Annotated in this window: 14 protein-coding genes; 10 read left to right on the top strand and 4 right to left on the bottom strand. The window is 60.8% G+C overall.

Going from position 1 to position 13,657, the window contains the following annotated elements; all coding sequences use genetic code 11:
• Positions 1 to 37: 37 nt before the first annotated feature.
• The 9 genes from ACWFSR_RS01960 to ACWFSR_RS02000 all read left to right on the top strand — a co-directional run bounded on the left by ACWFSR_RS01960 (position 38) and on the right by ACWFSR_RS02000 (position 10,081).
• On the top strand, positions 38 to 1,033 hold the full coding sequence (locus ACWFSR_RS01960; RefSeq protein WP_447522933.1) for an ABC transporter permease: 996 nt from the start codon (positions 38 to 40) through the stop codon (positions 1,031 to 1,033).
• Positions 1,030 to 1,827: an ABC transporter permease gene (locus ACWFSR_RS01965; protein WP_197108168.1), complete on the top strand. Its 798-nt coding sequence runs from the start codon at positions 1,030 to 1,032 to the stop codon at positions 1,825 to 1,827. Before ACWFSR_RS01960 ends, ACWFSR_RS01965 begins: the two co-directional genes overlap by 4 nt.
• A complete protein-coding gene (locus tag ACWFSR_RS01970; protein WP_447522934.1) occupies positions 1,824 to 3,593 on the top strand; it encodes a dipeptide ABC transporter ATP-binding protein in 1,770 nt (589 codons plus the stop codon). The genes ACWFSR_RS01965 and ACWFSR_RS01970 overlap by 4 nt, the downstream gene beginning before the upstream one ends.
• Positions 3,594 to 3,623: 30 nt before the next feature.
• Complete coding sequence (locus ACWFSR_RS01975) at positions 3,624 to 4,178, top strand: hypothetical protein (protein ID WP_197110470.1); 555 nt, start codon at positions 3,624 to 3,626, stop codon at positions 4,176 to 4,178.
• Positions 4,175 to 5,638 carry a hypothetical protein gene (locus ACWFSR_RS01980; RefSeq protein ID WP_447522935.1) on the top strand — a complete coding sequence of 488 codons (1,464 nt, stop codon included), beginning with the start codon at positions 4,175 to 4,177 and terminating at the stop codon, positions 5,636 to 5,638. Before ACWFSR_RS01975 ends, ACWFSR_RS01980 begins: the two co-directional genes overlap by 4 nt.
• Positions 5,639 to 5,723: 85 nt before the next feature.
• Complete coding sequence (locus tag ACWFSR_RS01985; protein ID WP_197108160.1) at positions 5,724 to 6,806, top strand: nitroreductase family protein; 1,083 nt, start codon at positions 5,724 to 5,726, stop codon at positions 6,804 to 6,806.
• Entirely contained in the window at positions 6,803 to 7,786 is a 984-nt protein-coding gene (locus tag ACWFSR_RS01990) for a lysylphosphatidylglycerol synthase domain-containing protein (RefSeq protein ID WP_197110467.1), read from the top strand. The genes ACWFSR_RS01985 and ACWFSR_RS01990 overlap by 4 nt, the downstream gene beginning before the upstream one ends.
• 82 nt (positions 7,787 to 7,868) lie before the next feature.
• Positions 7,869 to 8,849, top strand: a complete 981-nt coding sequence (locus tag ACWFSR_RS01995) for a glycosyltransferase family 2 protein (protein WP_197108150.1) — start codon at positions 7,869 to 7,871, stop codon at positions 8,847 to 8,849.
• A complete protein-coding gene (locus tag ACWFSR_RS02000; protein WP_307784309.1) occupies positions 8,846 to 10,081 on the top strand; it encodes a polysaccharide pyruvyl transferase family protein in 1,236 nt (411 codons plus the stop codon). The genes ACWFSR_RS01995 and ACWFSR_RS02000 overlap by 4 nt, the downstream gene beginning before the upstream one ends.
• Before the next feature lie 19 nt (positions 10,082 to 10,100).
• Here the strand turns inward: ACWFSR_RS02000 and ACWFSR_RS02005 are convergent, their stop codons facing one another.
• The 4 genes from ACWFSR_RS02005 to ACWFSR_RS02020 form a co-directional block, all read right to left on the bottom strand.
• Positions 10,101 to 11,015: a cation diffusion facilitator family transporter gene (locus tag ACWFSR_RS02005; RefSeq protein ID WP_197108148.1), complete on the bottom strand. Its 915-nt coding sequence runs from the start codon at positions 11,013 to 11,015 to the stop codon at positions 10,101 to 10,103.
• Positions 11,015 to 11,404, bottom strand: a complete 390-nt coding sequence (locus ACWFSR_RS02010) for an ArsR/SmtB family transcription factor (protein WP_197108146.1) — start codon at positions 11,402 to 11,404, stop codon at positions 11,015 to 11,017. The genes ACWFSR_RS02005 and ACWFSR_RS02010 overlap by 1 nt, the downstream gene beginning before the upstream one ends.
• Positions 11,405 to 11,491: 87 nt before the next feature.
• Positions 11,492 to 11,752: a hypothetical protein gene (locus ACWFSR_RS02015; RefSeq protein ID WP_447522936.1), complete on the bottom strand. Its 261-nt coding sequence runs from the start codon at positions 11,750 to 11,752 to the stop codon at positions 11,492 to 11,494.
• Between the two features lie 158 nt (positions 11,753 to 11,910).
• Positions 11,911 to 12,222, bottom strand: a complete 312-nt coding sequence (locus tag ACWFSR_RS02020; protein WP_197108143.1) for a PLDc N-terminal domain-containing protein — start codon at positions 12,220 to 12,222, stop codon at positions 11,911 to 11,913.
• Between the two features lie 290 nt (positions 12,223 to 12,512).
• Between ACWFSR_RS02020 and ACWFSR_RS02025 the strand changes: the two genes are divergently transcribed.
• On the top strand, positions 12,513 to 13,562 hold the full coding sequence (locus ACWFSR_RS02025) for a threonine aldolase family protein (protein WP_447522937.1): 1,050 nt from the start codon (positions 12,513 to 12,515) through the stop codon (positions 13,560 to 13,562).
• Positions 13,563 to 13,657 lie beyond the last annotated feature (95 nt).

Genomic DNA, 13,657 nt, shown 5'->3' on the forward strand with positions numbered 1-13,657 from the left:
CACGGGGTGATGTGACCAGCATGAATGAGCCTCAGTCATGACACAGGTGAAAGCCTGGGCCAGCTACCTGCTGCCCAAAATCGGACAGTTCCTGTTCGTTGTCGTGGCTACCTACACGCTCGTTTTCGTGCTGGTCCATTTCCTGCCCGGTGACCCGTTGATCGCCGCCCTTGCAGCAAAGGGCGGCGCATCAACGGTCATCGATCCGGCCGAGCTCGACGCCCTGCGGGTGCAGTACGGGCTTGACGGAACACTCTGGCAGCAGTACTTCGGCCACCTCATCGCGGCGGCTCAGGGAGACCTCGGTGTCTCCATCTCCACCGGAGTTCCCGTGACCGAGATGATTGCCCGAGCGTTCCCCTTCAGCGTGCAGATCGCCTCCCTCGCCCTGCTCTTCGGCGTGACATCCGCCGTTCTCATCACTTTCTTGGCCTACGCAGCACCGTGGCCGTGGCTGCGCCAACTGCTGCTGCAGATTCCGCCATTCGGGATCGCGGTGCCCGCCTTCTTGAGCGGTCTGCTGCTGATCAGCGTCTTCGCTTTCGCTCTCGGCTGGTTGCCCTCCGCCGGCGCTCGCAGCTTCGACGCCGCAATCCTGCCCGCGATCACGCTCGCCCTGCCCGTCGGCGCCCTCTTCTTCCAGGTCTTCTCTTCTGCCGTGCTCGAAGCCCAGAACAGTCCCTATGTTTTTACGGCCGTCGCGAAGGGTGTACCTCCGCGCCGCATCTTCACGAAGCACTTGCTGCGCAACGCGATGCTGCCCTCCATCACCATTCTCGGTTTACTCATCGGGTACTTGGCGGGCGGAACCGCTGTTGTCGAGACCGTCTTCTCGCGCGACGGAATCGGCCGCATGACCGTCAATGCCGTGCTTGCTCGCGACATCAACGTCATCCAGGGCGTCGTGCTGGTGGTGGGCGCGATCTATGCGCTCGTCAACTTGCTCGTGGATGTCGCCTACGGCTTCATCGACCCGCGCACCAGAATCGGTGGCGGCGTTCCCTCGCGCGCACGGTTGGGGGCACAGAAGTGACCAATCTGCGCAAGCCCGGCTTCGTTCTCGGGCTCATCATTATTGCGTTGGCGATCGTGGCCTCTCTGGCACCTCAGTTGCTCGCGACCCACGATCCTTTCGAGTCGGTCGCCACTGATCGCCTGCTGCCGCCGAGCGCTCAGTACCTGTTCGGTACCGATAACCTGGGCCGCGACCTCTACTCGCGCGTCATCTATGGAGCAGCCCTCTCGCTGCTCTCGGCATCCCTCGCCGTCGTCGTCGGCGTTGTTGTGGGTGCCGTCGTCGGCCTCATTTCTGGCTTTGTCGGCGGGCGCACTGATTTCATCATCATGCGCTTCGTGGATGTGCTGATCGCCGTTCCCGGAGTTCTGCTCGCCCTGATCGTCGTCGCCAGTCTCGGTTTCGGCCCGGTCTCGCTCGCCCTCGGCGTTGGCCTCGGAGCCGCGGGCAGTTTCGCTCGCGTCATGCGATCGCAAGTGCTGCGCATCCGCAGCGAAGAGTATGTCGAAGCGGCCCGGACCCTCGGTGTTCGCTCGCCCGCGATTCTCGTGCAGCACGTGCTGCCTAACGCCGCCCGCCCCGTGATCGCGATGGCGGCGCTCGAAATGGGCACCGCGATTCTCTCGGTCTCGGCCCTCACCTTCCTCGGCTTCGGCGCCCCGCCGCCCGCACCCGAGTGGGGCGCGCTTGTCTCGGCCGGTCGCGACTACGTGGCGACCAACCCCGGCCTCAGCATCATTCCGGGTGCCGTAATTCTTGTGGTGGTGCTCGCCGTGAACCGGGTAGCGCGATCGATCGGAGGCGACGAATGATCGAGCAGAAGACAGACGACAAGACGGCGGCCAACGACAACATTCTCGTCGTGCGTGACTTGCACGTTTCGTACGCTACCCGCTCCGGCTCGGTGGCGGCGGTGCGTGGCATCAGCTTCGTTGTTCCGCGCGGCAAAATCGTGGCGATCGTCGGCGAATCGGGCTCGGGCAAAAGCACGACCTCGCAAGCGCTGATTCGGCGGCTGGCATCCGGTGGCCGCATCGACAGCGGCTCCATCGAGTTCGAAGGGCGCGATCTCGGCCCGATGTCGGAGCGCGAACTGCGCTCCATTCGCGGTGGCCGCATCGGCTTCGTGCCGCAAGACCCCAGCAAGTCGCTCAACCCGCTCATGCGCGTCGGCGATCAGATTGCCGAAGCGCTGCGCCTGCACCTCAAGCTCGACAAAGCAGCAGCGGCAGCCGAAGCTGTGCGCATCCTCGACGAGGTCGGGCTGCCGGATCCGGAGGCTCGCGCCACGCAGTTTCCGCACGAACTGTCGGGAGGCATGCGTCAGCGAGTGCTCATCGGAATCGCGTGGGCCTGCAACCCTCAACTCGTTATTGCGGACGAGCCGACCAGTGCCCTCGACGTGACCGTGCAGCGTCACGTTCTCGACAACATCGACGAACTCGTGCGCCGCCACAACACCTCCGTCGTTCTCGTTACACACGACCTTGCCGTCGCCGCCGACCGTGCCGACTATGTCGCCGTCATGAGCAATGGTGAGATTGTGGAGCAGGGCACGACCGCACAGGTGCTGTCGGCCCCTACCCACGAGTACACGAAGAAACTCGTGGAATCCGCTCCGGGGTTGGCGAGCAGGCGCCTCACCCCGTCATTGACGGCTCTCGGCGAACAACAGCAATCGAGCGCGGGAAAGCTATTCACCCACACCCGCCCGGCGCAGCCTGCGGGCTCAGCCACCGCATCCGGCGCCGCTGCTTCCGCTGCCGACAGCGGGGCGGATGCCGCTGGAGCCACCAACATTCTTGAGGTCTCGAACCTGGTCAAGACCTTCGCTCTCCGCCGCCAAGGCGGAGGCTCGCAAGTGTTGCGCGCCGTGGACGATGTCTCGTTTGTCGTTCCTCGCGGCTCGACCTTCTCGATCGTGGGGGAGTCGGGTTCGGGCAAGACGACGACCGCCCGCATCGCGGCTCGTATCGCGTCGGCCGATTCGGGCACCGTCAGCTTCGACGGCACCGATGTCACCTCGCTCTCGGGCGAGGCGCTGCGCCAACTGCGTCGCCGCGTGCAGGTCGTCTACCAAAACCCGTTCGGCTCGCTCGACCCCAAGATGTCGATTGAGCGGATCATCGCCGAGCCCTTGCGCGCGTTCCGAGTGGGCGACCGCACCCACCGCGCTGAGATGGCGCGCGAGCTTCTAGAGCACGTGAGCCTCAGCCCCTCACTCGCACAGCGTCGCCCCACCGAACTCTCGGGCGGCCAGCGCCAGCGCGTCGCCATCGCGCGTTCGCTTGCGATCGGCCCCGAACTGATCGTGCTCGATGAGCCCGTCTCCGCTCTGGATGTCTCGGTGCAAGAGCAAATCCTGCAACTGTTGGTCGACCTTCAGGTGCAGTTCGGCCTCAGTTACCTCTTTATCTCGCACGACCTCGGCGTCATCCGCCAGATCTCTGACCACATTGCCGTGATGCGCTCGGGCAAGGTGCTCGAAGCGGGCACCGCCCACGATGTGATGTCGAATCCGCAGCATGAGTACACGCGGGAACTGCTCGAGGCGATTCCGGGCCAGCGCGCGGTCTAGCCTCCACAACGCCCTCTATATACTTAACCCGTGATGGGTACTGCTCGGATAACGCTGATCGGCGTGCTTGCGATTGCGATTCTTGCGAACGTCGTGCAGTTTCAATCGATCGACTCCGTCGCCCCGCAGAACTATCAGGCGGTGAATCGCAATATCAGCTCTAACATCGTCGAGATTGTGAGCCAAGACACCGCGGTCAAGAACATCTACGGACCGTACTGGGCTCTCTCCGAGCACCAGCCGGATGCCGTTATCCGGCTCTCTGCGGACGACGCTGAAATCTTCCCTCTGCTGCAATTTGTTGTGATGGGTTACGGCAGGGCTGACTCTTTCTCTCTTGCCTCTGAATCGCTAGCCGACGTCACGAGCCTCGACGAGTTGCTCGCTAGCCCAGCGGTCTACTCGACGACTACAGGGCTAGCGTCTGGCCACGGACACAGTGAAGAGAATTGGTACTACATTCGTGGCGAGTGCTCCCGCGATGACCCTTCCGAACTCGTCATCGGTCATCTGATGGACGAGACAGATCACGCTTTGGTTTTCGCCGATAGCTGCTTGTTGCCGAACGGTGGGCTGAGCGAATGATTCTCGAAGTCGTCTTTCTGCTGTCGATGGTGTTGGGCGGTTCTGCCCTCATCCAGGTCGCTGGCGCGCGTGGGCTGGGGGTTCCCGTCCTTGGCGCGGTAGCCGGGCTAGCTCTGTACCTCTGCATCGGTGCTCTCCAAGTGCTAACCCCGATCACGACCACTCCGTTACTCACGATGATTCTCACCGCTGCGATTCCGAGCGCGCTCTGGTTGTGGCGTCGATTCCGCGGAGCAGTGCTGCCGGTGCGACCGCTGTGGGCGGGAATCATCGTCGCCGGCGTCGTTGCCGCGGTTGCACTGTTTCGCGCCTTGCCTCAAGTTGCTTGGTCCTACGACAGCCTGCAGTACCTCCTCAACGGCTCGCTCATCGCCAACAACAGCATCACTATTGCGACGAGCGGCCTGCTGCCCAAACGACTCATTGGTGTTCCCGAGCTGCACGCCGCGGCCAACCTTGGCGGCGAGTACTACGTGCAGTCGATCACTCCGTTGATCTCAGTGCTGGTGTTGGCTTTGCTGTCGTGGATGTTGTGGGAGTCGTTGGCGACGCGACTCAACAAGCGTGCGCTCTTGTTGCTCATCGTCGGGGGAGTGCTCTTTCTCGTCTCGATGAACCGTTTCGTTTTTCATGCGTTTTATCTCAACGGGCACCTTCTCTTTGCGTTGCTGATGCTCGTCATTGTCGGTGGTGGCTGGATGCTCGTCTCCACTGAATCTGTCAGCAAGACGGCCCTCGTCACTGCGATGGCGTTGTCGATCGGTGCGGTTGTTTTTGTTCGCGCTGAGTCACCGATTTTGGTGTTCTTGGTTCTTCTCCCGGTGATCGTCGACCGCTCGGTGAGCGTGCTCCATAAGTCGATCCTCCTTGCGATTCTGGGTGTGGCAACGATCGCTTGGCAGCTGTTTATGGCTGCTGTCTATCGTGCCGACGGGCTGTCGGTTGAATTCTCTGTGTGGGGATTGTTGGCGTTTGGCGTGCTGATGCTCGCGGCGATCCCGTTGCTTCGGTGGAACCTTCTGATGAAGCGCGGCCGCATGTTGTTGCTTCTTGCCGAGACTCTTTTGTGGGTGGCGCTGATCGTGCTGGCACTCCGGGAGCCTCTGATTCTTCGCGAGAGCCTTTCCGCAACGTTCCAGAACGTCGTGATGGGCGCGGGCTCGTGGGGAGTCTCTCTGATCTTGCTCGCCGTGCTTCTGGTCGTCGCTTCGTTTATTGCGGTGCCCAACAGCGTGAATCTCCGCTTCCCGCTCACCAGTTTCGTTCCGCTTGGTTTTTTGCTGGCGTACTTGAGGGATGCGGCCTACCGCGTCGGCGACGGCGACTCGCTCAACAGAATGTGGATCCAGCTCGTTCCGGTCGCGTTGTTCTACGTTCTTATCGCGCTCGGCGTTGGTCAGTGGCGGCGCTCATCCACGGTTTCCCAAGCCAAGCCATCGTCAGTCGCTAACAAGGCGTAGCAGATATAGTTACTACGGCGTTGACGCGCCTGCTCTCAGTTGAGCGGGCACGACGCCTTTTTACGTTCTGAAGTGCGGAGAGAACTTGCTGAAGAAGCTCAAAACTATCGCGACAAATCTGTTGGCGATCACATGGATTCGAAAGACCTACGAGGTCGTCAATCGCGTGTTCCTCGAGACGTTCGGATCGAGCCGCATTCTTGCGCATTTCTTCTACATGTTCGGCTTTCTTGCCTTCAACCGCGAGCAAGCAGGAGTGCTCCGCGGGCGTCGCAACTACTACCGCAACAAGAACCAAGACCGCACCTCTCGTGTAGAGCTGCGCCGCAACATCCACCGCCTCGAAAAGGGTCTCGTCATGAGACCACGGCGCGATATCTTCGCGCGGGACTACATCACCGAGACGGTCGAGTTCTATGAGCTCGCGGCCCAGCAATGCGCAACCGACACCAGCACGATGGAGTCGAGCGAAATGGAGTGGGCCCACAACGTCTTGGCGGAGTACTTCCGGGCCAGCACCGGCAGCGACCCTGTTGTGGATGCCGCGCGCGCCCGTTTTGCGAAGTTGGCTTACCAGCCGCAGACCAGCGACAAGGTTCCGTACGTCAAGAAGAACCTCTCCAGCGTCAGCTACGAGCAGTTGCATGAGCTCGCGATGCAACGACGTTCGGTGCGCTGGTTCGATGAGAAGCCGGTTCCACGCGACCTCGTTGACAAGGCATTGGTAATCGGGCGCCAGTCTCCGACAGCCTGTAACCGCCTTCCCTACGAATTCCGAATCTTTGATGACCCAGAAATGGTGAAGACGGTCGCCGGGTTGCCATTCGGTGCCGCGGGTTATGCGCAAAACATTCCCACGATCATCGTCGTTGTCGGCAAGCTCGAGAGCTACTTCAGCCCCAGAGACCGCCACGCGATTTACATCGACTCGTCGTTGGCTGCGATGTCGTTCATGTATGGCCTCGAAACCCTTGGTCTCAGCTCGAGCGTGATCAACTGGCCCGACTTCGAACCGCTTGAAGCCACAATGCAGAAGACTCTGGGGCTTGACGTCACCGATCGTGTGATCATGCTTATCGCGGTCGGCTATGCGCACCCCGAAGGTCTCGTGCCGTACTCGCAGAAGAAGGAACTCGATACGTTCCGCTCCTATAACCAGTTGCGATGACAACGCCCGTTCCTTCGCGCTTGCCCAAACGCCTTCTGAGGTATGGGCTCACCGTCATTGTGCTCGCGCTCGTTGCCGTGCTGTTTTGGCGCGCGCTGGCGGACAACTGGGCTGAAGTGCAAGCGCAGAAGCTCCAGTTCAACTGGCTGATGGTCGCCGCGATTGTGTTGTTCGCTGTTGCCGTGCCGGTCTCAGGGTTGCTCTGGGGTGCGATTGTCAATCGGATGAGCGCGTCAGCAGCGGTGACTCCGCGGGAAGCGATGGCCGTGCATTCGGCGTCGTGGCTTCTCAAATACGTTCCCGGCCAGGTTGGTTCTCTTCTGAACAAGGTGATTTGGGGAAAGAAGCGGGGGATCAGCCGCAGCATCATGGTGATCTCGTTCATTTACGAGAATGTGTTCCTCCAGGTTTCATCGATCGTTCCGAGTGCCGCAATCCTGCTTGTCAGCGTCGGGCTGGTGATCTTTCAAGACAACCCGGTCACGCTTCTGCTTCCGATGCTCGCCCTCATCCCGTTGCTCGTCGTTCTTGACCGCAGACTCTTTCATCCCGTGCTCAACTTCGGGGCGCGTCGAGTGCTCAAGCAAGATCTGCCGCGGGAGTACTTCTTGCCGCCCCGCGCAGTGGGTGGGTATCTCGTTGCGTTCGTGGCACCGCGCATCATCAATGGTGTCGGCTTCGTCTTGGTTGCCGCCTCGTTCCTCGATCTCACGCCCGCCTCGTGGCTTCCGTTGGGAGCAACGTACGTTCTCGCGGGCGCGATCGGCATTTTGGCGGTCTTCGTGCCGAGCGGGCTTGGCGTTCGCGAAGCGGTGATCTTCCTCTTCGCTCTGCAGTACATGACCCCAGCGCAGGCTGTCATTCTTGCGTTGCTTTCTCGTCTGCTCAGCACCATCGCCGATGCCTTTGTTGCGCTGTTCTATGCGGCGCTCACGCTGTCGCTTAAGCGTTTACCGCCTAAACTCGTTCAGGGCTCTTAATGTTCCCTCACCAACTTTCTGCTTTGCCGCCTCAACCTAAGGTCCGTCTTGCGACCTTTTTGCACTTGGAGATGATTTTCTCGTGAAAGTTTTCGTTCAAATCCCTTGCCTGAATGAAGAGCACACGTTGCCTCTCGTTCTCGAGTCGATTCCGAAACACATCGACGGAGTAGACGAGCTACACATCTTGGTGATTGACGACGGCTCGACTGATCGCACCATTGAGGTGGCGAAAGAGCACGGGGTCACTCACTTTGTGCGTCATCCCGGCAACCGTGGCTTGGCCCGGTCGTTCTCCGATGGCGTCAGCTATGCGCTCGCTCAGGGTGCCGACATCGTGGTGAACACCGACGGTGACAACCAGTACCCCCAGAACCGCATCCCCGATCTCATCGCTCCCTTGATGAATGGAACCGCAGACATTGCGATCGGTGACCGTCAAACGGCAACCATCGCGCACTTCTCACCGTTCAAGCGCCTTCTTCAGCGTTTCGGAAGCCGCGTGGTCAACATGGCTGCAGGCACCGATGTTCCGGATGCCGCGAGCGGATTCCGCGCTTACTCGCGTGAATCGCTCCTTCGACTCAACGTCGTCACCGAGTTCAGCTACTGCATGGAAACGATCATCCAGGCCGGCCACAAGCGCATGCGGCTCGCAAGCGTTCCGGTTGAGACGAACGCCAAGACACGCGAATCGCGTTTGTTCTCGTCGATGTGGCAGCACGTGGGCGAATCTGCGCGAGCCATTATTCGCAGCTACCTCATGTTCCGTCCTTTGGCGTTCTTCCTGCCGCTGGGCACCGGGCTCACCGTTGCGTCGCTCATCCCCTTCGTGCGCTATCTGATTCTCTGGTTGTCTGGCACGGCTGGCGACCATATCCAGTCGCTCATTTTGGGAGCGGCGCTCCTCGTTGGTGGACTATTGGCCTTCGCGCTTGGCTTGCTTGCCGACTTGATGCGGATCAACCGCATCCTGCTCGAGGACTCTATGGAGCGCACGAAACGAATTGAGTTTGGTCCGGGCTATACCCAAGCCAAGCTGAAACGAGAGGCTGGAAAGTGACCGCTCCCCACGTCACCATCATTGGGTCCGCACTAGCGGGCAACAAGGGCGCTTCGGCAATGCTGGAGAGCGCGATCCAGACTCTGGAACCGCGGCTGCCCGGAGTTACCTTCACTCTCTTGAGCATGTATCCCGAAGAGGATCGCGCTCAAAACACCTACAAGAACCTTGAGATTGTTGCCGCGAAGCCGGCGCAGCTGGGCGTCGCGATCAACTCGCTCGCACTGCTCTACCGCATCCTTCCCCCGCTCCGCCCGGTGATTCGCAAGAACTCCAAGGCAATCGGTGCCTTGGTTCGCTCGCAGGTGCTGCTCGATCAGGGCGGCATCACGTTCACAGACGGCCGCGAGAAGTTCTTGCTCTACAACGTGGCGTCGATCCTTCCGGCGATGTTCGTGAAGACGCCGGTGTTCAAATGTGCCCAAGCAATTGGGCCATTCAAGAACCCCATCAACCGCCGGGCTGCTCGCTTCTTCTTGCCCAGGGTCAATACGATCGTGACGCGTGGTGCAAAGACGCATGAGTTCGCCGAGGGCCTTGGCCTGAAGAACCTTTACGCCGGTGCGGACTACGCATTCTCCCTTCAACTTGATGGCACCGAAGCCGCCGCCGTGGCGAAGAAATTCGACATGAGCTTCTTCGAGTCGGGCACCGTAGTGGGCGTATCGCCCAGCGTGGTGTTGCAAAAGAAGGTGGATGCTCGCGACGGTGACTACATCGGTCAGACCGCATCCTTCATCAGTCATCTTCTGGAGTCAGGCCGCAAGGTTGCGCTGCTGCCGCACAGCGCGCGCGACGATGCGTCTAAGACGCATAACAACGACCTGCCCCTGTGCCGCGAAATCTTCGAACGAGTGGGCGCGAACCCTAACCTTCTGTTTGTGGATGACGAGCTTCCGTCGCAACAACTTCGCTACATCATCGGCGAATGCGACCTTTTCGTAGCCAGCCGTTTTCACGCCATGGTGTCGGCACTCGCGATGACTGTTCCCACCCTCGTGATTGGGTGGAGCCACAAGTATCAAGAGGTCTTGGAAATGTTCGGCGCTGAAGAGTGGGCGATGCCGCACAGCGAGGCTGAGCTGGCGTCGCTTATTGTTCGGTTCGAGCAGCTTGCTGACTCGCGCGAAACTGTCGCGGCGTCGTTGAAGGAACACCTTCCCGCTGTCGTCGAGCGTTCGCTGTCGCAGGCTGACTTGATTGCGTCGATTGTGACCGCACGAACCAAATAGCTAGTCCGCTCGGTCAGACCTAGTGGTGGTGCACGTGTTCTTCGTCGATGTTGCTTTCTGGCTCGATCTGGAATGTTGAGTGTTCGATGCTGAGCTCGAAGTGTTCGGCGACGCATTTTTGTAGCGCTGGCAGCATCTCGGCGGCGTGACCGTCGCGGAAGCACGCATCGCCAACAATGACGTGCGCCGTGAGCACGGGCAGGTCGGAGGAAATGCGTGTGATGTGCAGGTCGTGCACTGCAGTGACGTGCTCCATGGCCAAGATGTGGGCACGCACTGCTTCGGGGTCGATGCCCTTGGGCGTGGATTCCAGCAGCACGCCGAGGCTCGCTTTGAGCAGGATGATGGTGCGCGGCACGATCAGGAGAGCGATGAGGATGCCGACCACGGCATCCGCCTGATACCAACCGAAGAGGGCGATCACGATTGCGCTGATGATGACGCCGACAGAGCCGAGCGCATCGTTCACGACTTCGAGGAACGCTGCCTTCATGTTGAGGTTGGAGTTGCGTCCACCGGTCAGCACGATCATGGCGATGAGGTTGGCGACGAGGCCAATGATTCCGAAAACCAGCAAGCCGGTCGGCTGAATCTCGGGTGGGTCAAAGAGGCGGCGCACGCCTTCAACGAGAGCGTAGATTCCGACGGCGAAGAGCAGGCTCGATTGCGCCATAGCGCTCAGCACTTCAGTGCGCTTGAGCCCCCAGGAGTGCTTGCTAGTGGCTGGACGTTGCATAAGGCCAGCAGCGAGCAACGCCATGAGGAGGCCGGCAGAGTCGGTGAGCATGTGGGCGGTGTCGACGAGCAGCGCGAGGCTGCCCGTGATGATTGCCCCAATCGCTTGGGCTATGACAACGCCGACGGTAATGATGAAGGCGATCAGTAGCCGAGTGCGGTTGGAGGTGCCCGCGGCGTGGTCGTGCCCGGCGCCCATCAGTGCACTCCGCTGGCGTGTGCGCTGGTAACTGCAGGTTCGGGCGCGTGGTGGCTGTGGCGCAGGGTGTCGTCTACGGCGTGCTCCGCTTGGAACACGGCGACGCGGATGAGTTCGAGTGCGTGATCGTTACTGAGCCGGTAGTAGACGCGGGCACCTTCGTGGCGCGTGGTGACGACTCGGCTCATGCGCAGTTTTGCGAGGTGTTGAGACACGGTGGCTTGCGGCTTGGAGACGCGTTCCGCGATCTCCCCGACGGCCAGTTCTCCTTCGCGGAGGGCGAGCACGATGCGAAAGCGGGTGGCATCGGCGAGCAGGGAGAAGATTTCGACAGCGACTGAAACGTAATCATCGCTGGGGTCTGACCAGTCCGAAATGTCTGCGCTCATACGAATATAATCACATGCGCAAGTTCTAATATCAATAGCGGGGCGAGGAACACAGCCACCGCACAGCTGCGCAGCCGAGCGATCGGCTTAGTCGCGGCGTTCGGCGTTGATGAGCAGGAACTGCCGGTTGTGGCGCGCTTGTGCTTCATCGAGTGTGGAGCAGGTGCCGAGCGGCTTGGCGCGGTGATCGGTAATGAAGAATTCACCCGCCGAACTCCGCTCGATCATTCCAGCGAATTCTCCGGCGGCATTGCCGACCCAGAGACCAGCTTGAATGGGGGTCCACACGACGGTGGGGCGTGCTCGGTCTGTTGAACTTTCGGTCGGCCGGGGCGCGGCTATCGTCATAGTTTTTTACTCCTTCGAGTTCACACTATTGAAGACCTCAGACACTGCAGGGTTGCGTCCCGCTGCTGTGCGGGTGGTGCTCACTAAGATTCAACTCCTTGCGAGCGAATCTGTCGAGGCCTCATTCGAGCAATTGTGTTGTTCGTAACATTCGCTGCTCAAGCGGGTGTCGGCTGCTCTTCTGCGCGCGCATCATCCAGCATCTTGCGGCGCCCGATGAGGAACCAGCAGAGGGGGCCAGCGATCGTAATGGCGAGCGAGATTGCAACCCACGCGGCGAGCTCGATGCCCCGCAGTGTGGAGCGATTGCGATAGATCGACACGAGTGCGAGCACGGACACCACGGCCGAGGCGAGCCCCAGCACGACGAAGAATCCGATGTAGGCGAACCAAAAGATCATCATGAAGACGACCGCGAACGCTGCCGACCCGTCGGGCCCACCGTTGCTCACTGCTGCAAAAATACTCATGTTTCAAGAGTACCGGGCTGGAGCGACGCACCATAGCCCTCAAAGGGGCGTCGCGTCATTGCGTTCGACGCAATAAAGCTGCACACAACCGACCACGAGAGGGAGCCGCTATCCGGCACCACTCGCCGCGAGATATCATCGACTAAGAGTGGCTCGGAGCAGTGCTGATCGTTGCCGAACACTCGACTGATTCGCTTTCTGCGGTGGCGATTCGGTCTAGTAGCGTTCGAGGCCCAGGGCCCGAGGCGCATCCGATTGGCATTCCCTATTTCTCGTTTCAGAAAGCTGCCATGACTCCGACCGATTCCATCCTGCGTGGCTACCTGAGTGACAATGCTGCCGGCGCCTCACCGCAGATTCTGGATGCCGTTGTCGCGGCATCCGCTGGCCCCGCTGCGCCCTATGGCAACGATGCGCTCACGGCTCAGATGCGCGCGAAGATGGCGGCAGCGTTCGAGTGCGATCTCGATGTGTTTGCGGTCGGCACCGGATCAGCGGCCAACGGAATCGGCCTCGCTTCGCTCACCCGACCGTGGGGCAGCATCCTCGCGCACGCCGACAGCCACATTCAGAACGATGAGGCCGGTGCGCCCGAGTTCTTTACCGATGGCTCCAAGATTGTGTTGCTCGGGGGCGAGCACTCCAAGATCGACCCCGACGAGTTGCGGGTCGCAGTGAAGGCTGGTCGCGGCGACGTGCACAGTGTTCAGGCATCCGTGCTCAGCATTACGCAGGTCACCGAGACCGGCAGCGTGTACACGATCGACGAATTGCGCGTGTTGACGGATATTGCACGTGAGGCTGGCCTTCGCGTCCACATGGATGGTGCTCGCTTTGCCAACGCGCTCGTCGCCCTCGATGTGAGCCCCGCCGAGATGACCTGGAAGCTTGGCGTCGACATGCTCTCGTTTGGAGCGACCAAGAATGGCGCGCTGACGGCGGATGCCATTGTCTGCTTTGACCCGACGCTGGCGACTGAACTGTCGTTCCGTCACAAGCGCGGCGGCCAACTCACCTCCAAGATGCGGTTCCAGGCCGCCCAGCTCGACGCGTACCTCACCGATGATCTGTGGCTCGACAACGCGCGCCAAGCCAATGCGATGGCTGCGCGCCTTCGTGCGGGAATCGCGGATGTCGCGGGCGTGACGGTCACGAGTGAACCCGGCAGCAACATCCTCTTCGCTGTCTTCTCCGACGAGTTGACCGAAGCTCTCCACGATCGCGGTTTCGGTTTCTACGCCAACCGCTGGGAGCCTGGTGTCGTGCGCATCGTGGTGTCCTTCGCGCACCAAGCTGCTGACATCGACGCGTTCGTCGCCGCCATCCGTGAGCTCGCGTAGCGCGCACGGCTAGCCCGCACCCGCAACGCGCACACCTAGCGCGCCAACACTTTAAACGGAACTGGCCCGACGCACACTCGCCGTGTTGGCGAAGT

The sequence above is a fragment of the Salinibacterium sp. NYA9b genome, assembly GCF_976973725.1.

Coding starts and splice junctions, on each gene's coding strand:
- ACWFSR_RS01970 (WP_447522934.1), top strand. CDS start 1,824: ATGATCGAGCAGAAGACAGACGACAAGACGGCGGCCAACGACAACATT.
- ACWFSR_RS01980 (WP_447522935.1), top strand. CDS start 4,175: ATGATTCTCGAAGTCGTCTTTCTGCTGTCGATGGTGTTGGGCGGTTCT.
- ACWFSR_RS02020 (WP_197108143.1), bottom strand. CDS start 12,222: ATGAGTATTTTTGCAGCAGTGAGCAACGGTGGGCCCGACGGGTCGGCA.
- ACWFSR_RS01990 (WP_197110467.1), top strand. CDS start 6,803: ATGACAACGCCCGTTCCTTCGCGCTTGCCCAAACGCCTTCTGAGGTAT.
- ACWFSR_RS02015 (WP_447522936.1), bottom strand. CDS start 11,752: ATGACGATAGCCGCGCCCCGGCCGACCGAAAGTTCAACAGACCGAGCA.
- ACWFSR_RS01960 (WP_447522933.1), top strand. CDS start 38: ATGACACAGGTGAAAGCCTGGGCCAGCTACCTGCTGCCCAAAATCGGA.
- ACWFSR_RS02005 (WP_197108148.1), bottom strand. CDS start 11,015: ATGGGCGCCGGGCACGACCACGCCGCGGGCACCTCCAACCGCACTCGG.
- ACWFSR_RS02025 (WP_447522937.1), top strand. CDS start 12,513: ATGACTCCGACCGATTCCATCCTGCGTGGCTACCTGAGTGACAATGCT.
- ACWFSR_RS02010 (WP_197108146.1), bottom strand. CDS start 11,404: ATGAGCGCAGACATTTCGGACTGGTCAGACCCCAGCGATGATTACGTT.